Origin of the sequence: Klenkia soli (assembly GCF_900103975.1) — a bacterium.
Taxonomy (GTDB): Bacteria; Actinomycetota; Actinomycetes; order Mycobacteriales; family Geodermatophilaceae; genus Klenkia; species Klenkia soli.
Genome location: NZ_FNIR01000002.1, coordinates 180,145 through 198,402 on the forward strand (window position 1 = coordinate 180,145; position 18,258 = coordinate 198,402).

Here is an 18,258-nt window from a genome sequence, read left to right on the forward strand (position 1 = left end):
GTAGCGACGACATCCGTCGCCGTGCCAACTCGTAACACGCGAAACCCTTGTGGAGCCGTCATCCACCTGCGATAACCGTGGCATGACGGAACCAGTGAGCCGGCCATGAGCGAGCCCGCCGCGCAGCCGCAGCTGAAGCAGGGCGCGATCGGCTTCGTCGACGCCCTGGTCATCGGGCTCGCCTCGACCTCTCCGGCGTACTCGCTGGCCGCCGTGGTCGGCGCGGTGGTCGCCCTGGTGGGGGTCTACGCGCCGGGCGTCTTCCTGGCGTCGTTCATCCCCATGCTGCTGATCGCCTCGGCCTTCTACTACCTCAACCGCGCCGACCAGGACTGCGGGACGACGTTCTCCTGGGTCACCCGCGCGATGGGGCCCTGGGTGGGGTGGCTGGGCGGCTGGGCCATCGCGATGACCGGTGTGCTGGTCATCGGCTCGCTGGCCGACGTCGGCGTCCGGTTCGGGTTGCTGGCCCTGCAGCTGGACGGGCTGGCCGACAACACGTTCGTCGTCCGCACGCTGACCGTGCTGCTGATCATCGCGATGACCGCGGTGTGCGTGATCGGCACCGAGTTCAGCGCCAAGCTGCAGAACGGCCTGATCATCGCCCAGGTCGGCGCGCTGCTGGTCTTCGCGGGCATCGCCCTGGTCAAGGGCCTGGCCGGGGACGGCGTCGAGGGCGGTGGCCTGACGCCCTCGCTGTCGTGGCTGAACCCCTTCGGCGCGGGTGGGGGCGCGCTCACCGGCGGGCTGCTGCTGGGTGTCTTCATCTACTGGGGCTGGGAGTCCGCGGTCAACCTGACCGAGGAGACGCAGGACTCGGAGTCCACCCCCGGCAAGGCGGCGATCGTCTCGACGGTGGTCCTGCTGGTCACCTACCTGGGCGTCACGATCGCGATCCTCAGCTACTTCGGGACGGCGTTCCTCGCCGACCGCTCGGGCGAGGAGGAGACGATCTTCGCCACCCTGGCCACCGAGGTCATGGGGCCCTGGGACTGGGTGCTGCTGCTCGCGGTGTCCACCTCGGCCATCGCCTCCACCCAGACGACGATCCTGCCGGCCTCCCGCACCGGGCTGTCGATGGCCCGCCGGCACGCGATGCCCGCGTCGCTGGCCCGGATCAGCCCGCGGTTCCGCACCCCGGACGTCTCCACCTGGGTCGTCGCCGCGATCGCGATCGCCTGGTACCTGGTGGTCAACCTGATCAGCGAGAACGCGCTGTTCGACTCGCTGACCGCGCTGTCGCTGCTGATCGCCTTCTACTACTCCCTCACCGGCATCGCCTGCGCGGTGTTCCACCGCCGGCAGCTGACCCGCAGCGTGAAGGACTTCTTCCTCATCGGCGTCGGCCCGGTCATCGGGTCGTTGCTGCTGATCTGGCTGCTCGTCGAGTCGATCGGTGACCTGGCCGACCCCGCGAACTCCTACAGCGGCGTCTCCTGGTTCGGGGTCGGCCCGCCGCTGGTGATCGGGATCGGCATCTTCCTGGTCGGCGTCGTGTTCATGGTCGTCTGGCGGTTCACCGACGCCCGCTTCTGGGCCGAGAAGACCACCACCGTCGAGCGCCTGCAGGCCGACATCGCCGCCGGTCGCACCGGCGCCGCCGTCGAGGACCCCGCCCCGTGACCGCCCCGACCGCTGGAGAGACCCACCGATGAGCATCGTGCTCGGCTACGACGAGTCCCCGGGCGCCCGCCGCGCCCTCGGGCTGGCCATCGACCTGGCCGGCCGGCTGGACGAACCGCTGGTGCTCGTCTTCGGGGCCGCGCCCCCCGGGGTGGTGGGGGAGGAGGCCGGGTCGCACACCCAGGCGCTGGTCGAGCTGGGCCAGACCGTCCTCGCCCACGCGGTGGCCGACGCCGAGGCAGCCGGGGTGCGCACCGTGCTCGAGCTGGTCGACGAGAAGCCGGTCACCGCGCTGCTGCAGGCCGCCGAGAAGCACGACGCCCGGGTCATCGTGGTGGGCACCTACGGCGAGACCCCGCTCCGCGGCGCCATCCTCGGGTCGGTGCCGCACAAGCTGCTGCACCTCTCGGACCGCCCCGTCCTCTGCGTCCCGGCCGACCGCGGGTGAGTCCCGTGGATCAGGTGACCTGATCCACGGGGTTCCGGCCGCACCAACGGTGGTGAGGGTGGCGACCCGGCGATCAGGTCACCTGATCACCGGCACGCGGACCTCACAGCCGGGACCAGGCCTCCGTCAGGACGCTGCGCAGGGTCTGCTCGATGAGGTCGAACTCCGCCTGCCCGGCGATCAGCGGCGGGGCGAGCTGGATGACCGGGTCGCCGCGGTCGTCGGCGCGGCAGTACAGCCCCGCGTCGAAGAGCGCCCCGGACAGGAAGCCGCGCAGCAGCCGCTCGCTCTCGGCGTCGTCGAAGGTCTCCTTGGTCGCCTTGTCCTTGACCAGCTCGATCCCGTAGAAGAACCCGTCGCCGCGGACGTCGCCCACGATCGGCAGGTCGGACAGCTTCTCCAGCGTGCGGCGGAAGTCGTGCTCGGTGTCCAGCACGTGCTGGTTGAGGCCCTCGCGCTCGAAGACGTCGAGGTTGGCCAGCGCGACGGCCGAGCTCACCGGGTGCCCGCCGAAGGTGTAGCCGTGCGGGAAGGAGACGCCCGGCCGCAGGAAGGGCTCCACCACCCGGTCGCTGGCGATCATCGCGCCGATGGGGGAGTAGCCCGACGTCATCCCCTTGGCGCAGGTGATCATGTCGGGCACGTAGCCGAACTTCTCGCAGGCGAACGTGGTGCCCAGCCGGCCGAAGGCGCAGATGACCTCGTCGGAGACCAGCAGCACGTCGTGCCGGTCGCAGATCTCGCGCACCCGGTCGAAGTACCCGGGCGGGGGCGGGAAGCAGCCGCCGGCGTTCTGCACCGGCTCCAGGAACACCGCGGCCACGGTGTCCGGGCCCTCGAACACGATGGCCTGCTCGATCTGGTCGGCGGCCCACTGCCCGAAGGCCTTCGGGTCGTCGCCGAAGTAGGGCGCCCGGTAGATGTTGGTGTTGGCCGCCCGGAAAGCCCCCGGCACCAGCGGCTCGAAGTCCTGCTTGAGGGCCGGCAGCCCGGTGATGGACAGCGCCCCCTGGGTGGTGCCGTGGTAGGCGATGGCCCGGCTGATCACCTTGTGCTTGGCCGGCTTGCCGACCAGCTTGAAGTACTGCTTGGCGGCCTTCCACGCGGTCTCGACGGCCTCGCCGCCACCGGTGGTGAAGAAGACCCGGTTGAGGTCGCCCGGTGCCGCCGCCGCCAGCCGCTTCGACAGCTCGATGGCCGAGGGGTGCGCGTAGGACCAGATCGGGAAGAAGGCCAGCTCCTCGGCCTGCTTCGCCGCCGCCTGGGCCAGCTCGCGCCGGCCGTGGCCGGCCTGGACGACGAACAGGCCGGCCAGCCCGTCGAGGTACTTCCGGCCGCGGTCGTCCCAGATGTAGGCGCCCTCGCCCTTGACGATCACCGGCGGCGCCTGCTCGGTGTAGCTGCCCATGCGGGAGAAGTGCAGCCAGAGGTTGTCCACGTCGTGAGGGCCGTACCGGCCGGGCTCGGTGACGGGCTGTTCCGTGATGGTCATGGCTGTGCTCCCGGCTGCTGCGGATTCCGTCGTCCGACGACGGCTCGACGCTCCGGAGCGTAGCGAGGGAACCCCCCGCCTGACGAGACCGTCAGTGCAGCGTCTTCCCGTCGGCGAGCATGCCCACCAGCTTCGCGATCTGCGCGGCCCGCGTGCGGGGGTTGGCGGCGGTGTGCACCCGGTGCAGGACGGCGTACCGGTTGGTGCCGTCGAGGGCGTCGAACGCCGTGCGGGCCGCGGGGACGGCATCCAGGGCCGCGGCCAGGTCGTCGGGCACGGTGATGGTGGCCGGGCCCGCGTACGCCCGCGCCCAGCGGCCGTCGGCCTGCGCCGCCTCGACCTGGGCCCGCCCGGCCGGGCGCATGCGACCCGCGGCGACCAGCTCGGCGACGGTGGCCACGTTCTTGGCCGACCAGATGCTGCGCGGCCGGCGCGGGGTGGTGCGGATCGTCCAGGAGGTCTCGTCGACGGTGTTGGCGCGACCGTCGATCCAGCCGTGGCACAGCAGCACCTCGACCAGCTGGGCCCAGGTCAGCGAGGGGAAGGCCTTCTTCTTGGCCAGCAGCACGGACAGGCCCGGGGTGTCCGCGCCGTGCGCGTCGAACCAGGCGTGCGCCTCGTCCGCGGTGGCGAAGGACCGGACCTCGAACTCGTGCTCCACCCGCTCATCGTGGCGCCTCGGCCCGGCGCGGCGCACCCGGGCTCCGGGGTTCGCGCCCCCTGGGCCACGGGGGAGAGGGCCAGAACCCCGTACCCGGTGGGCGGCCACAGCCCTTGCTCTGGCGGTACAGGCTTGCATAAGCTCCGACTTATGATTGCTGACCCCGTCGCCACCGCCGGTCTCGTCGTCCGGGAGGTGCGCACCGGCTCCCGGGACGGCGCCACCACCCGCCTGGTGGTGGCCCGGCGTCGCTACCGCACCGACCGGGCCGATCTCTGGCAGGCCGTCACCGACCCCGAGCGCATCCCGCGCTGGTTCCTGCCGGTCGCCGGCGAGCTGCACGAGGGGGGCCGCTACCAGCTGCAGGGCAACGCCGGCGGCGTCGTCGAGCGGTGCACCGCCCCCGAGTCGTTCGCGGTCACCTGGGAGATGGGCCCGATGGTCTCCTGGCTCACCGTCTCCCTCGCCGAGGCCGACGACGGCACCGACCTCGAGCTGGTGCACGAGGCGCCGGTCGACCCGCAGATGTGGAACACCTTCGGCCCCGGCGCGGTCGGCGTCGGCTGGGACCTCGGCCTGATGGCGTTGGGGCTGCACCTGGAGTCCGCGGCCCCGGTGGACCCCGAGGCCGGGCTGGCCTTCCCGACGACCGCCGAGGGCCGCGCGTTCGTGGGTGCGGCCGCCGGCGGGTGGGCCGACGCGGCGGCCGCGGACGGCGACGATCCGGTCGCGGCCCGGTCCGCGGCGGCGCAGACCACGGCGTTCTACACCGGCACCAGCGCCGACTGAGTGGCCGTCGACCCCTTCGACGCGCTCGGCGACCCCACGCGCCGGCGGATCCTGGAGCTGCTGGCCGGTACCGAGCGCACGGTCGGCGAGCTGGTGACCGCCCTCGGACGGATCACCCAACCAGCGGTCTCCCAGCACCTGGCCGTTCTGCGGGACGCCGGGCTGGTGCACGTGCGCGCCGAGGGCACCCGCCGGTTCCACGCCGTCGACGACGCGGCCGTGGCTGCCGCCCGGGCGTGGCTGGCAGGGCTGATCGACCCCTTCGACCAGCCGCTGGACGCGCTGGCCACGGAGATCGCGCGCGGGCAGCGGGCCCGGCGGGTCCGGCCGGCCGATCAGCCCGCGGCGCGGCGGGCGCGGTAGGCCGCCGCGTGCGTGCGGTTGGCACACGAGGTGTCGCAGAACCGGCGAGAGCGGTTCTTGGTCAGGTCGACCAGCGCCGCGCCGCAGCCCTCGGCCTCGCACCGGCCGAGCCGGTCGTGCTGCTCGGCGCGCACCAGGTCGGCGACGGCCATCGCGGCCTCGACCGCCATGCGGTGCGCGAGCGGTGCGTGCTGCTCGGTGGCGTGCACGTGCCACCCCCAGTCGCCGTGCCGCACCAGCTGCGGCTGGGCGTCGCCGTCGCGCAGCAGGGCGTTCACCACGGCCACGACGCCGTCGGTGTCGTCGTCCCACATCTCGCCCAGCCGGGTCCGCAGCCGGTGGACCGCCGCCAGCTCGGCGGTGTCGCCGGCCCGGTCGCCGGTGAAGCCCCAGGTGTCCAGGAACGCGGCCAGCGCCGCGGGGTCGGGGAGGAGCTCGGTGCCGGTGCCGGAGCCGCTGGCCGTGTTCACCAGCGCTGCGGCCGCGTTCAGGCCGACCTCGGTGTCATGGGCGAACAGCATGTAGCTCCTGACGTCTGCTAGGGTCCAGCTCGTCAGGAGTGTACCCAACCTTGGTCCTGACGCGGGTCGCGAGGAGATCGTCGTGCTGGACCGTCGTGCCGGGTTGACCGGACTGCTGCTCGCCCTGGCCTCGGCCGCCGCCTTCGGCACCTCCGGGGTGTTCGCCAGCTCGCTGCTGGCCTCGGGCTGGAGCGCGGCCGCCGCCGTCACCGTCCGGGTCGGGGTGGCCGCGGCCGTGCTCACCGTCCCGGCGCTGCTGCAGCTGCGTGGCCGGTGGTCGCTGCTGCGGGCCAACGCCGGGTCGGTGCTGGCGTTCGGCCTCCTCGCCGTCGCCGGGTGCCAGCTGGCCTACTTCCTGGCCATCGGGCGGCTGTCGGTCGGCGTGGCCCTGCTCCTGGAGTACTCCGGCGTCGTCCTGGTCGTGCTCTGGACCTGGCTGCGGCACGGGCAGCTCCCGAGCCCGACGACCGCCGCGGGGGTCGTGGTCGCCGTCGTGGGGCTGGTGCTCGTGCTCGACGTGGTCGGGGGTGCACGGATCGACCTGCTCGGGGTGTTCTGGGGCCTGCTCGCCGCGGTCGGCCTGGCCGTCTACTTCGTGGTCTCCAGCCGCACCGACGGCGCCCTGCCCCCGTTGGTCAGCGCCTGGGCCGGGTTGGGCATCGGCGCCGTCGTGCTCGCCGCGGCCGCCGTGGTCGGGGTCGTGCCCTGGCGCACCACCGCGGTCGACGTCGACCTGGCCGGTGCGCGGGTGAGCTGGCTGGTGCCCGTGCTGGGGCTGTCCGTGGTCGCCGCGGCCTTCGCCTACGCCACCGGGGTGGCCGCCATCCGTCGGCTGGGGTCGCGCACCAGCTCCTTCGTCGGGCTCACCGAGGTGCTGTTCGCCGTCCTGTTCGCCTGGTTCGCCCTCGCCGAGCAGCCGGGCCCGGTGCAGCTGGTCGGCGGGGCCGTCGTCCTGGCCGGGATCGTGCTGGTCCGGGCGGGCGAGCAGCGCGCCGTCCCGGTCGAGCCGCTGCCCGAACCGGCCCCCCTCGCCCAGGCCTAGTCACCCCTGCGTGGGGCATCCGGCCTGGTCATCGGGGGTTCGTGACCGCCGGGACGGGTGCGAGGGCCTACCCTGGGGTGCATGACCGGCACCCCTGACACGACGATCGATGCTGCCGTGCGCGCGATCCGGGTCGCCGATGCCGAGCGGCAGACCGCCCAGGCCGCCGCCCGCGAGGCCCAGCGCCGCTGGGAGGCGGCCCTGGTCGCCGCGGTCGAGGCCGGCCACGCACCCTCCGCCGTGGCCCGCGAGGCCGGGGTGACCCGCAACCGCGTCTCGCAGCTGGTGTCCGCCCGACGGGCGGCCACCCAGGACGACCAGGCTCCCCGCACCCCCCGGATCGTGCCCAGCCCGCTGAGCTGACACCCTGTGGTGCGTAAACAGCGTTTCAGCCCGGCCGGGAACGGCTAGGTAGAGGCGGATCGAAGCACCCGACGAGGAGGCCCCACCGTGCCCGACAACCTGCGGGGATCCCGGATGGGCACGACGAGCCTGGAGAGCGTCCGCGGCGCCGTGCTCGCCGAGGCCGCCACCCACACCTACATCTGCGAGACCGACCACGAGGTCCAGGTCACCTTCGCCGCCGACGCGATCCCCCCGGCCACCTGGACGTGCCCCCGGCACGGTCGCCCGGCCGCCCTCGTCGTCACCGCCGACACCCCGGTGGCCGAGCCCGCCGACGAGGACGAGGCCCCGCGTGGGCGCGCCCGCAAGACGGGGCCGCCCCGGGTGAGCAAGACGCCGTGGGAGATGCTGCTCGAGCGCCGAGAGATCACCGACCTCGACGAGCTGCTCGCCGAGCGCCTCGAGGTGCTGAAGGCCCGCCGCACGCGCGCCTGACCCGCGTGCGGTAGGCAGGGCAGGTGACCGAACCGCTGATCGCCGCCCTGGGGGACCGCGTCCCCACGATCGACCCCACCGCCTTCGTCGCGCCCACCGCCGTGGTGGTCGGCGACGTGACCCTGGGGCCGCGCGCCTCGGTCTGGTACGGCGCGGTGCTGCGGGCCGACGCCGAGTCGATCTCGATCGGCGCCGACGCCAACGTGCAGGACGGCTCCATTCTGCACAGCGACCCGGGCTTCCCGCTGGTCCTGGGCGACCGGGTGACCGTCGGCCACCGGGTCGTGCTGCACGGCGCGCGGGTCGACGACGACGTCCTGGTCGGCATGGGCGCGGTGGTGATGAACGGGGCGCACATCGGCACCGGTTCGATCGTCGCGGCCGGCGCCGTGGTCACCGAGAACGCGGTGGTTCCCCCGGGGTCGCTCGTGGCCGGGGTGCCGGCGAAGGTGGTCAAGGAGCTGGGCGACGCCGCGGTCGAGCCGATCCGGGCCAACGCCTCCAGCTACACCGACCGCCTCGACCAGCACCGTGCCCTCAGGCGAGTTGGGCGGCCACCAACGGCGTGAGGGTGAGGTGCGGCTTGTTCTGCTCCAGCGCCCGCAGCGCCCACTTGTCGGTGAACAGCGCCAGCAGCTCGCCGTCGGGGCGGGCCATGACCTCCGCGCCCCGGGCCTTGGCGATCTCGGGTGCCGACTCGGCGTCGGTGATCCGGGCGACCGAGTAGGGCAGGTTCTCCAGGCTGACCCGGGAGCCGAACTCGTGCTCCATGCGGTGGCTGGCCACCTCGAACTGCATGGGGCCGACGACGGCCAGCACGGGGGCACCGTCACCGCGCCGGTCGGAGATCAGCACCTGGACGACGCCCTCGCCGGCCAGGGTGTCCATGCCCTTGCGGAACTGCTTGTACTTGCTGGTGTCGGCAGCCCGGGCGACGGCGAAGTGCTCGGGCGCGAAGGTGGTGATGGGGGGGTACGTCACGGGGACGTCGGTGAACAGGGTGTCGCCGACGCCCAGGGCGCTGGCGTTCACCAGACCGACGACGTCGCCGGGGTAGGCGGTGTCGATGGTCTCGCGGTCGCGGCCGAACACCTGCTGGGCGTACTTGGTGGCGAAGGGGCGGCCGTTCGCGGCGTTGGTGACCACCATGCCGCGCTCGAAGACGCCGGTGCACACCCGGATGTAGGCCAGCCGGTCGCGGTGGCCGGTGTCCATGCCGGCCTGCACCTTGAACACGAAGGCGCTGAACGGGTCGTCGAGGGCCCGGGGCTTGCCGTCGGTGTCGGGGCGGTCGGCCGGGGCGGGCGCGAGGTCCACGAGGGTGTCCAGCAGGGCGGCGACGCCGAAGTTCGAGACGGCGGAGGCGAACAGCACCGGGGTGGTGGCGCCGGCGAGGAAGAGCTCCTGGTCGTGCTGGGCGCCGGTCTCCTCGAGCAGCTCGCTCTCCTCGAGCGCCGTCGTCCAGGCCTCGCCCTCCTGGGCCAGCGCGGCGTCGGCGTCCATGACCCGCTCGGGGGCGATGGTCGCGCCGCCGGCGGTGCGGGTGAAGTGCCGGTAGCTGCCGTCGCGGCGGTCCAGCACCCCGCGGAAGTCGCCGGCGATGCCGACCGGCCAGGTCAGCGGGGTGGGCTGCAGGCCGGTGCGATCGGCGATCTCGTCCATGAGGGCCAGCGCCTCGTTGCCCGGGCGGTCCCACTTGTTGATCACCGTGATGATCGGGATGCCGCGGTGCTTGCAGACCGCGAACAGCTTCATGGTCTGGGTCTCGAGGCCCTTGGCGGCGTCGACCAGCATCACCGCGGCGTCGACGGCGGTGAGCACCCGGTAGGTGTCCTCGGAGAAGTCGGCGTGCCCGGGGGTGTCCAGCAGGTTGACCACGGCGTCGCGGTAGGCGAACTGCAGGGCGGCGCTGGTGATGGAGATGCCGCGGGCCTTCTCCATGTCCATCCAGTCCGACACCGTGGCGCCGCGGCCGGCCTTGCCGTGCACGGCACCGGCCCGGCCGATCACGTGGGCGTGCAGGGCCAGGGCCTCGGTCAGGGTGGACTTGCCCGCGTCGGGGTGGCTGATGACGGCGAAGGTCCGACGGCGCGCGGCCTCGCCGGCGGCAGTGCTCATTCCGGCGAGTCTACGGCGCCGCCGGGCCCCGCCGGTCCGGTCGCGCGGCTGACCGCTCCCGGAATGGTCGCGCAACCATTGTCGACACGGTGGGCGGTGACCGGAGAATGGTGTGTCGACTCATCGACCCGAATGGTCGACGACCGTTCTCCGGAGGATGTCGCAGATCACGTCGCAGGGGCTTGAGCTGGTCTTCTTCCCACTCGGACGGGTGGTGTCGAGGCGGTGGCCGCGCGCCCGAGAAATGGTCACCGCCATTCGTCCGCGCGTCTCGGAAAAAGTGCTCGCCGACTTGAGTGCTCGAGTTGAGAACGTGCCGGGGCTGCCGTTGTGGACCCTGACGACGAGGGGCAGCCGGCCCCCGAGGCACAGCAGGGAAGAGGACCAGCGTGGACGGCTTGGACGACATCGTCGAGGACTTCCTCGTCGAGAGCCACGAGAACCTGGACCAGCTGGACCGGGACCTGGTGGCGCTGGAGCAGGAGCCGAACTCCCGGGAGCGGCTGTCGAGCATCTTCCGCACGATCCACACGATCAAGGGCACCAGCGGCTTCCTGGCCTTCGGGAAGCTGGAGCAGGTCGCGCACGTCGGCGAGAACATGCTCTCCCGGCTGCGGGACGGCGCACTGCAGCTCACCCCGCACCGCACGGATGCGCTGCTGACCATGGTCGACACCGTCCGCGAGCTGCTGGGCTCCATCGAGACCACCGGTGGTGAGGGCTCGGTCGACGTGTCCCGGGCCGTCGAGCTGATCAGCGCCGCCCTCGAGGACGGGCCGGCCGCGCCCGAGGCCGAGGTGCAGGCCGCCGTCGAGACCGCCGCGGAGGCGCAGGTCGTGGAGGCCGCCGTCGAGGTCGTCGAGGAGGAGCTGGCCGCGATCGAGGAGACCGTGCCCGCCCCGGTCGCCGTCCCCGTGCCCGCCCCCGCTGCCCCGGTCGTGCCGGCCCCGGTCGCGGCGGCCCCGGCCAAGCCGGCCGCCGCCGGCGAGGAGGAGCACGCCCCCCGTCGCGCGGTCGCCGACTCCACCATCCGGGTGGACGTGGACCTGCTCGACGCGCTCATGCAGCTGGTCGGCGAGCTGGTGCTGACCCGCAACCAGATCGTGCAGTACGTCTCGCGGCAGGCCGACACCGACCTGGTGCGCGCCGGGCAGCGGCTGAACCTGATCGCCAGCGAGCTGCAGGAGGGCGTCATGAAGACGCGCATGCAGCCCATCGACCACATCTGGTCCAAGCTCCCCCGCGTTGTCCGGGACCTGGGTCAGCAGTGCGGCAAGTCCGTGCGGCTGGCGATGGAGGGCAACGAGACCGAGCTGGACAAGACCCTGCTGGAGGCGGTCAAGGACCCGCTGACCCACCTCGTGCGCAACTCCGTCGACCACGGGATCGAGAAGCCCGAGGCCCGGCGCGCCGCCGGCAAGGCCAGCGAGGGCGTGCTGAGCCTGCGGGCGCGGCACGAGTCCGGCCAGGTCGTGGTGGAGGTCGTCGACGACGGCGCCGGCATCGACCCGGTCAGGATCGGCGAGAGCGCGGTCCGCAAGGGCCTGGTGACGCCGGACCAGCTGGCCCGCATGGCGACCACCGACATCCTGCAGCTGATCTTCGCCCCGGGGTTCTCCACCGCGGCCGCGGTCACCAACGTCTCGGGCCGCGGGGTCGGGATGGACGTCGTCAAGACCAACATCGAGGCCATCGGCGGCACCATCGAGATCGAGTCCGAGCCCGGCCGGGGCACGTGCACCCGGCTCCGCATCCCGCTGACGCTGGCGATCGTGCCGGCGCTCACCATCGAGTGCGCCGGTGACCGCTACGCCATCCCGCAGGTCAGCCTGCAAGAGCTGGTCAGCCTGGACGCCGAGAAGGCCGCCAGCGCGGTCGAGACCGTCGGCGGCGCGCAGGTCTACCGGCTGCGCGGCGAGCTGCTGCCGCTGGTGCAGCTGGCCGACGTGTTCGGCACCAGCTCCGAGCGGCACGACGGCCACGTCGTCATCGCCGTCCTGAGGTCCGAGGGCCGCCGTTTCGGCCTGGTCGTCGACCGGGTCATCAACACCGAGGAGATCGTCGTGAAGGCAGTCGGCGCCCAGCTCAAGTCCATCGGCCTCTACTCCGGGGCGACCGTCCTCGGCGACGGCACGGTGGCCCTGATCCTCGACGTCCAGGCCCTCGCCCGCCGGGCGCTGCGGGCCGAGACCGTCGAGCGGGCCGAGCAGCGCACCGCCGCCAGCGCGGCCGCCGCCACGGCGAGCGCGGGCGCCGAGCGCACCCGGATGCTCCTGGCCGCGATCGGCGGCGGACGGCGGGTCGCGATCCCGCTGGACACCGTCACCCGCCTGGAGCAGGTCAAGACGGCCACGGTGGAGCGCGTCGGCTCGCGGGAGGTGGTGCAGTACCGCGGCGCCATCCTGCCGATCGTCCGGCTGGACCAGCACCTGGGCGCCGCGTCGGCCTACGGCTACGGCGAGGAGTCGACGAAGGACACCCTCGAGGTCATCGTCTACGCCGACCACGACCGCAGCGTGGCGATCGTCGTCGAGGAGATCCTCGACATCGTCGACGACACCGAGGTCCGGCACTCCGACATCGACGACATGGGCCTGCTCGGCTCCGCCGTCTTCGGCGACAAGGTCACCGAGCTGCTCGACGTCCGCGCCGCGATCCTCGCGGCCGACCCCGGCTTCTACGCCTTCGAGACATCCTTCGACACCTCCGCCGCGGCGGACTCCGACGACCTGATGGCGGTCTGACATGAGCAGCACGGCTACCACCGAGGGCACCGCCCAGCTGGCCACCTTCTGGCTGGACGGCGACCTGTACGGCGTCGAGGTCGAGCACGTGCAGGAGGTGCTCCGGGCGCAGAAGCTCACCCGGGTCCCCCTCGCACCGCCGGCCGTCGCCGGCCTGATCAACCTGCGCGGCCAGGTCGTCACCGCGATCGAGCTCCGCGAGCGGCTGGGCCGCCCGGCCCGGGCCGAGGGAGCCGAGGCCGTGGTCATCGTCGTCCGGATGCACGGCGAAGCCGTCAGCTTCCTGGTCGACGGCATCGCAGACGTCGTCCACGTCGACGCCGTCGACTTCGAGCAACCGCCGGACACCCTCGACGGGCGGGGCCGCGAGCTGATCCGCGGTGCCTACAAGCTCGACGGCCGGCTGCTGCTGGCCCTGGACGTCGCCCGCGTCGTCGCCGCCTGACCCCAGCACTGCACGCACGACCGCACGACCGCACGACCGCACGACTGCACGACCGCACGACTCCGGTGCGGCGGCGGGCCGGCTCCGCCGCCCGCCGCCCCACGGCGACGACGCCGACCCGCACCCGGGACCCCCTCGAACCGCCCCGCACCCATGACCAGGCCCGCACCGTCGGCCGCACCCGAGGAGACCCCGTGTCCACCCCCCTGCCCACCACGCGCTCGCGATCCGACCGCTGGTGGGGTGACCGCAGCGTCACCGTGAAGGTGCTCGCCGCCGTCGGCGTCGCCTCGCTGGTCGCCGGCACCATCGGTGTCCTGGGGCTCCGCGCCCTGGACAGCGCCGCCGACACCAGCCAGTCCATCTACGAGAACAACGTGACCAGCGTGGTGGCGATCGGCGCGATGATCGACGACGTCCAGCAGCTCCGGGTCGCGTCCCGGAACGCCATCCTCGCCGCGGACCAGCAGGCCACCACGACGGCGGTGGACTCGGTGGGCACGATCCTCGAGGCCTACGCGACGGACCAGGCGAGCTACACCGAGTTCGGGATGACCCCCGACAAGCAGGACGTGGTGGATGCCGCCGCGGCCGACCTCGCCGACTGGAAGAACTTCTTCGACACCACGCTCACCCCGCTGTCGATGGCCAACGACTACGCCGGGTGGATCACGGCGAACGACGCCAACGGTGCGCTCGGCCAGATCACCGACCAGCTGGGCTCGCTGCGCGACGTCGAGACCCAGCAGGCGGAGCAGGCCGCCGCGGCCGCCCGGGCCGATGCGGACTCCGCCCGCACGACGAGCATCGTGGTGCTGGTCCTGGGCATCCTGCTCGCCCTGGCCGTCGGCTGGCTGGTGGCCCGCGCCGTGGGCCGGGGCATGCGCCGGGTCCAGGGGGTGGCCGAGGCGCTGGCCGCCGGCGACCTCACCGCGACGGTCGGCTCGACGACGCGCGACGAGCTGGGCCGGATGGGCACGGCGCTGGACGAGGCGATGGGCAACCTCCGCACGCTGATGGCCTCGGTGGTCGGGTCGGCCGATGCTGTGGCTGCCTCGAGCGAGGAGTTGTCGGCGTCCTCGGCGCAGATCTCGGCGTCGGCGGAGGAGACGAGCCTGCAGTCGGGGTTGGTGTCGGGTGCGGCCGATGAGGTGTCGCGGTCGGTGGCGACGGTGGCTGCCGGTGCGGAGGAGATGTCGGCCTCGATCCGGGAGATCGCGCAGAACGCCAACGAGGCGGCGCGGGTGGCTGCTGGTGCGGTGACCGAGGCCGAGGCGACGAACCAGACGATCCAGAAGCTGGGGCTGTCCTCGAAGGAGATCGGCGACGTGGTGAAGGTGATCACGAGCATCGCGGAGCAGACCAACCTGCTGGCGCTCAACGCCACGATCGAGGCCGCCCGGGCCGGTGAGGCGGGCAAGGGCTTCGCCGTGGTGGCCAACGAGGTCAAGGAGCTCGCGCAGGAGACCGCCCGGGCGACCGAGGACATCGCCCGCCGGGTGGAGGCCATCCAGGCCGACACCGGGGGTGCGGTCGCGGCGATCGGGCGGATCGGTGAGGTGATCGGGCAGATCAACGACTACCAGCTGACCATCGCCTCCGCGGTGGAGGAGCAGACGGCCACCACCAACGAGATGTCGCGCAGCGTGGCCGAGGCCGCGGGTGGCACGACGGAGATCGCCGCCAACATCACCGGGGTCTCGGGTGCGGCGTCCTCGACCACGCAGGCCCTGGGCCAGACCCGGGTGGCCGTCGACGAGCTGTCCCGGATGGCCGCCGACCTGCGCACCACCGTCGGCCGCTTCACCTACTGACCCACCCCACCCACCGTCGGACGACCGAGGAGGACCGGACATGACCGACCACACGACGAGCCGCCGCGGGCTCGGCCGCGCAGGTCTGCGCACCAAGCTGGCCCTGGCCTTCGGCGGGGTGGCCCTGCTGCTCGTGCTCTGCGCGGTGGGCGGGGTGGCCGCGGTCGGCCAGCAGCGGCAGCTGGCCCAGCAGGTGCGCGCCGCCGACGGCGTGCTGCGGGACGCCGAGACGATGCGCTTCCAGATCGCCGACGCGACCGGGTGGCAGGGCTTCGTGCTCGCCGACGTCGCGGCGTTCGGCCCCGAGGCGTCCCTGCAGGACGACTCCTACAACCGCGCCGGCTTCCTGGCCAGCAAGGCCTCGATCTACCAGTGGCTGGACGCGGTCGACACCTCCGGGATGGACGCCGCCGAGCTGGCCGCCTTCGACCAGCTCCGGCCGGCCTGGGACAGCTACTACTCCTGGGACGACCAGGTCATCGCCTGGATCCGCCCCGGCACGCAGGCCGGGCTCGCCCAGGCCCAGACCTCGATCAACGGCGGTGACGCCGGCGCGGCCTACACGGTGGTGCTGGGCATCGCCGACACCATCGCCGGATCGGCCCAGGACCGCCTGGACGCCCTGGCCGACCGGCAGTCGGCCGCGCAGACCCGGGCGACCTGGCTGCTGTGGTCCGCCGGTGCCGCCGGCCTACTGCTGGCCGCCCTGCTCGCCTGGGCGGTCACCCGGTCGGTGGCCCGTCCGCTGGACCGGATCCGCGAGGTCGCCGAGGGCCTCGGCGCCGGTGACCTGACCCAGCGCACCGGGCTGACCGGTCGGGACGAGATGGGTCGGACCGGTGCCGCTCTCGACGCCGCCGCCGAGCAGCTGCGGGGGGTCATGGCCGCGGTGATCGGCTCGGCCGACGCGGTGGCCGCCTCGAGCCAGCAGCTCGCCTCGTCGTCGGCGCGCATCTCGGCCTCGTCGCAGGAGACGAGCCTGCAGTCGGGGCTGGTCTCGGGTGCGGCCGACGAGGTGTCGCGCAGCGTGGCCACGGTGGCCGCCGGTGCGGAGCAGATGAGTGCCTCGATCCGGGAGATCGCGCAGAACGCCAACGAGGCCGCCCGGGTCGCCGCCGAGGCGGTGAGCGAGGCGGAGGCCACCAACGCCACGATCGCCCGGCTGGGGGCGTCCTCGAAGGAGATCGGCGACGTCGTCAAGGTCATCACCGCGATCGCCGGGCAGACCAACCTGCTGGCCCTGAACGCGACGATCGAGGCCGCCCGGGCCGGCGAGGCGGGCAAGGGCTTCGCCGTCGTGGCCAACGAGGTCAAGGAGCTCGCCCGGGAGACCGCCCGGGCGACCGAGGACATCGCCCGCCGGGTGGAGGCCATCCAGAACGACACCGGCGGTGCGGTCGCGGCGATCGGCCGGATCGGCACCGTCATCGGCCAGATCAACGACTACCAGCTGACCATCGCCAGCGCGGTCGAGGAGCAGACCGCCACCACCAACGAGATGTCGCGCAGCGTGGCCGAGGCCGCGGGCGGGACCACCGAGATCGCCGCCACCATCACCGGCGTCTCCGGGTCCGCCACCTCGACCACCGAGGCGCTCGGCCAGACCCGCGTCGCCGTCGACGAGCTGTCCCGCATGGCCGCCGACCTCCGCACCACCGTCGGCCGCTTCACCCACTGACCTCCCCGGTCCACCGCCACCCCTGAACCGAAGAGGCCCCCATGAGCACCGTCCGCACCCGCCTGGGTTCCCTGGGCGTCCGCACCAAGATCGTCGCTGCCGTCCTGGTCGCCGCCGTCGCGGCCGCGGCCGTCGGGATCACCGGTCTCACCGCCCTGTCCGCCTCGGCGGACCGCACCCAGGTCGTCTACGCCGACGACGTCCGGGGCGTCCAGCTCGCGCAGGAGATGCGCTTCCAGCTGATCTCCATCCGGTTCGCGCAGCTCAACCGCACCAACGCCACCAACGCCGGTGACGCCGACACCCTCGCGAAGTGGACCAGCACCCGGGGCGACGCCGTCACGGCCTTCGACGCCGCGGCGCAGCAGCTGCTGGACACCGTCACGCTCTCCTCCTCCGACCGCGGCGTGGTCTCCGACGCGGTCGACGGGATCGACCGCTACATCGAGCTGACCGCCCAGCTGGACGCCTTCACCGCCGCCGGCGACCGGGCCGGTTGGCAGAACCTGCGCGACACCGAGGTCACCCCGCTGATGACGGGGGTCGTGGACGCCCTCGACGGCCTGGCCGCCGACCGCGCCGCCGCCGCGGCCACCGACGCGGCGGCAGCCGAGACGGCCTACCGCTCCACCCGGTGGGAGCTGCTGGCCACCCTGCTCGTCGGACTGGCCGTGGCGCTCGGGCTCGGGTTCGTCGTCGCCCGGTCGATCGTCGGACGGCTGCGGAAGCTGCAGACGGCCGTCACCGGGCTGGCCGGGGGCGACCTCACCGTGCAGACCGGCATCACGTCCCGCGACGAGGTCGGCCAGACGGCGGCCCTGCTGGACAGCGCGCTGGTCGACCTGCGCGGGCTCATGTCCACCGTCGTCGGGTCCGCGGACGCTGTGGCTGCCTCGAGCGAGGAGTTGTCGGCGTCCTCGGCGCAGATCTCGGCGTCGGCGGAGGAGACGAGCCTGCAGTCGGGGTTGGTGTCGGGTGCGGCCGATGAGGTGTCGCGGTCGGTGGCGACGGTGGCTGCCGGTGCCGAGGAGATGACGGCCTCGATCCGGGAGATCGCGCAGAACGCCAACGAGGCGGCGCGGGTGGCTGCTGGTGCGGTGACCGAGGCCGAGGCGACGAACCAGACGATCCAGAAGCTGGGGCTGTCCTCGAAGGAGATCGGCGACGTGGTGAAGGTGATCACGAGCATCGCGGAGCAGACGAACCTGCTGGCGCTGAACGCCACGATCGAGGCCGCCCGGGCCGGTGAGGCGGGCAAGGGCTTCGCCGTGGTGGCCAACGAGGTCAAGGAGCTGGCGCAGGAGACCGCGCGGGCGACGGAGGACATCGCGCGTCGGGTGGAGGCCATCCAGGCCGACACCGGGGGTGCGGTCGCGGCGATCGGGCGGATCGGTGAGGTGATCGGGCAGATCAACGACTACCAGCTGACCATCGCCTCCGCGGTGGAGGAGCAGACGGCCACGACGAACGAGATGTCGCGCAGCGTGGCCGAGGCCGCGGGTGGCACGACGGAGATCGCCGCCAACATCACCGGGGTCTCGGGTGCGGCGTCCTCGACCACGCAGGCCCTGGGCCAGACCCGGGTGGCCGTCGACGAGCTGTCCCGGATGGCCGCCGACCTGCGCACCACCGTCGGCCGCTTCACCTACTGACCCGCTCACCAGCAGAACCGAGGAGCCA

At 73.0% G+C, this 18,258-nt stretch carries 17 protein-coding genes; 13 read left to right on the forward strand and 4 right to left on the reverse strand.

Annotated elements, in window-relative coordinates:
* The first annotated feature begins 105 nt into the window (after positions 1-105).
* Both BLS67_RS03750 and BLS67_RS03755 read left to right on the forward strand, forming a co-directional pair.
* On the forward strand, positions 106-1,623 hold the full coding sequence (locus tag BLS67_RS03750) for an APC family permease (protein WP_091239965.1): 1,518 nt from the start codon (positions 106-108) through the stop codon (positions 1,621-1,623).
* Between the two features lie 28 nt (positions 1,624-1,651).
* Positions 1,652-2,071 carry a universal stress protein gene (locus tag BLS67_RS03755; protein ID WP_091239968.1) on the forward strand — a complete coding sequence of 140 codons (420 nt, stop codon included), beginning with the start codon at positions 1,652-1,654 and terminating at the stop codon, positions 2,069-2,071.
* A 103-nt stretch (positions 2,072-2,174) separates the two neighbouring features.
* On the opposite strand, the gene BLS67_RS03760 is transcribed toward BLS67_RS03755, so the two are convergent.
* On the reverse strand, positions 2,175-3,563 hold the full coding sequence (locus BLS67_RS03760) for an aspartate aminotransferase family protein (protein WP_091239971.1): 1,389 nt from the start codon (positions 3,561-3,563) through the stop codon (positions 2,175-2,177).
* Between the two features lie 91 nt (positions 3,564-3,654).
* On the reverse strand, positions 3,655-4,224 hold the full coding sequence (locus BLS67_RS03765; protein ID WP_242653810.1) for a YdeI/OmpD-associated family protein: 570 nt from the start codon (positions 4,222-4,224) through the stop codon (positions 3,655-3,657).
* Positions 4,225-4,374: 150 nt separating this feature from the next.
* On the opposite strand from BLS67_RS03765, the gene BLS67_RS03770 reads away from it, so the two are divergent.
* Together BLS67_RS03770 and BLS67_RS03775 are read left to right on the forward strand one after the other, a co-directional pair.
* Entirely contained in the window at positions 4,375-5,013 is a 639-nt protein-coding gene (locus tag BLS67_RS03770; RefSeq protein WP_091239977.1) for an SRPBCC family protein, read from the forward strand.
* Positions 5,014-5,376, forward strand: coding sequence for an ArsR/SmtB family transcription factor (locus tag BLS67_RS03775; RefSeq protein ID WP_091239980.1), 363 nt, complete (start codon positions 5,014-5,016; stop codon positions 5,374-5,376). It abuts the gene before it with no gap.
* On the opposite strand, the gene BLS67_RS03780 is transcribed toward BLS67_RS03775, so the two are convergent.
* Positions 5,349-5,897 carry a CGNR zinc finger domain-containing protein gene (locus BLS67_RS03780; RefSeq protein ID WP_091239984.1) on the reverse strand — a complete coding sequence of 183 codons (549 nt, stop codon included), beginning with the start codon at positions 5,895-5,897 and terminating at the stop codon, positions 5,349-5,351. The genes BLS67_RS03775 and BLS67_RS03780 overlap by 28 nt on opposite strands.
* Before the next feature lie 82 nt (positions 5,898-5,979).
* Between BLS67_RS03780 and BLS67_RS03785 the strand changes: the two genes are divergently transcribed.
* The 4 genes from BLS67_RS03785 (at position 5,980) to BLS67_RS03800 (ending at position 8,348) form a co-directional block, all read left to right on the forward strand.
* On the forward strand, positions 5,980-6,939 hold the full coding sequence (locus BLS67_RS03785; protein ID WP_091239987.1) for an EamA family transporter: 960 nt from the start codon (positions 5,980-5,982) through the stop codon (positions 6,937-6,939).
* Between the two features lie 81 nt (positions 6,940-7,020).
* On the forward strand, positions 7,021-7,302 hold the full coding sequence (locus tag BLS67_RS03790; protein ID WP_131801668.1) for a hypothetical protein: 282 nt from the start codon (positions 7,021-7,023) through the stop codon (positions 7,300-7,302).
* Between the two features lie 87 nt (positions 7,303-7,389).
* Entirely contained in the window at positions 7,390-7,779 is a 390-nt protein-coding gene (locus BLS67_RS03795; RefSeq protein ID WP_278247104.1) for an RNA polymerase-binding protein RbpA, read from the forward strand.
* A gap of 23 nt (positions 7,780-7,802) precedes the next feature.
* Entirely contained in the window at positions 7,803-8,348 is a 546-nt protein-coding gene (locus BLS67_RS03800) for a gamma carbonic anhydrase family protein (protein WP_091239994.1), read from the forward strand.
* Here BLS67_RS03800 and BLS67_RS03805 read toward each other — a convergent pair.
* On the reverse strand, positions 8,317-9,897 hold the full coding sequence (locus BLS67_RS03805; protein ID WP_091239998.1) for a peptide chain release factor 3: 1,581 nt from the start codon (positions 9,895-9,897) through the stop codon (positions 8,317-8,319). The genes BLS67_RS03800 and BLS67_RS03805 overlap by 32 nt on opposite strands.
* A 389-nt stretch (positions 9,898-10,286) precedes the next feature.
* On the opposite strand from BLS67_RS03805, the gene BLS67_RS03810 reads away from it, so the two are divergent.
* The 5 genes from BLS67_RS03810 (at position 10,287) to BLS67_RS03830 (ending at position 18,230) form a co-directional block, all read left to right on the forward strand.
* Positions 10,287-12,641 (forward strand): chemotaxis protein CheA, encoded by a 2,355-nt coding sequence (locus tag BLS67_RS03810; RefSeq protein WP_091240001.1) that lies wholly within the window; start codon positions 10,287-10,289, stop codon positions 12,639-12,641.
* A 1-nt stretch (position 12,642) separates the two neighbouring features.
* Entirely contained in the window at positions 12,643-13,086 is a 444-nt protein-coding gene (locus BLS67_RS03815) for a chemotaxis protein CheW (RefSeq protein WP_091240005.1), read from the forward strand.
* Between the two features lie 194 nt (positions 13,087-13,280).
* Positions 13,281-14,900, forward strand: coding sequence for a methyl-accepting chemotaxis protein (locus tag BLS67_RS03820; RefSeq protein ID WP_091240663.1), 1,620 nt, complete (start codon positions 13,281-13,283; stop codon positions 14,898-14,900).
* Between the two features lie 40 nt (positions 14,901-14,940).
* On the forward strand, positions 14,941-16,578 hold the full coding sequence (locus BLS67_RS03825) for a methyl-accepting chemotaxis protein (protein ID WP_091240008.1): 1,638 nt from the start codon (positions 14,941-14,943) through the stop codon (positions 16,576-16,578).
* 41 nt (positions 16,579-16,619) lie between these two features.
* Entirely contained in the window at positions 16,620-18,230 is a 1,611-nt protein-coding gene (locus tag BLS67_RS03830; RefSeq protein ID WP_091240012.1) for a methyl-accepting chemotaxis protein, read from the forward strand.
* Positions 18,231-18,258: the final 28 nt, after the last annotated feature.

Excerpts from the sequence above, each read along its gene's own strand:
- BLS67_RS03750 (WP_091239965.1), top strand. The coding sequence starts at position 106 with ATGAGCGAGCCCGCCGCGCAGCCGCAGCTGAAGCAGGGCGCGATCGGC.
- BLS67_RS03790 (WP_131801668.1), top strand. The coding sequence starts at position 7,021 with ATGACCGGCACCCCTGACACGACGATCGATGCTGCCGTGCGCGCGATC.
- BLS67_RS03805 (WP_091239998.1), bottom strand. The coding sequence starts at position 9,897 with ATGAGCACTGCCGCCGGCGAGGCCGCGCGCCGTCGGACCTTCGCCGTC.
- BLS67_RS03815 (WP_091240005.1), top strand. The coding sequence starts at position 12,643 with ATGAGCAGCACGGCTACCACCGAGGGCACCGCCCAGCTGGCCACCTTC.
- BLS67_RS03830 (WP_091240012.1), top strand. The coding sequence starts at position 16,620 with ATGAGCACCGTCCGCACCCGCCTGGGTTCCCTGGGCGTCCGCACCAAG.
- BLS67_RS03780 (WP_091239984.1), bottom strand. The coding sequence starts at position 5,897 with ATGCTGTTCGCCCATGACACCGAGGTCGGCCTGAACGCGGCCGCAGCG.
- BLS67_RS03770 (WP_091239977.1), top strand. The coding sequence starts at position 4,375 with ATGATTGCTGACCCCGTCGCCACCGCCGGTCTCGTCGTCCGGGAGGTG.
- BLS67_RS03825 (WP_091240008.1), top strand. The coding sequence starts at position 14,941 with ATGACCGACCACACGACGAGCCGCCGCGGGCTCGGCCGCGCAGGTCTG.
- BLS67_RS03755 (WP_091239968.1), top strand. The coding sequence starts at position 1,652 with ATGAGCATCGTGCTCGGCTACGACGAGTCCCCGGGCGCCCGCCGCGCC.
- BLS67_RS03760 (WP_091239971.1), bottom strand. The coding sequence starts at position 3,563 with ATGACCATCACGGAACAGCCCGTCACCGAGCCCGGCCGGTACGGCCCT.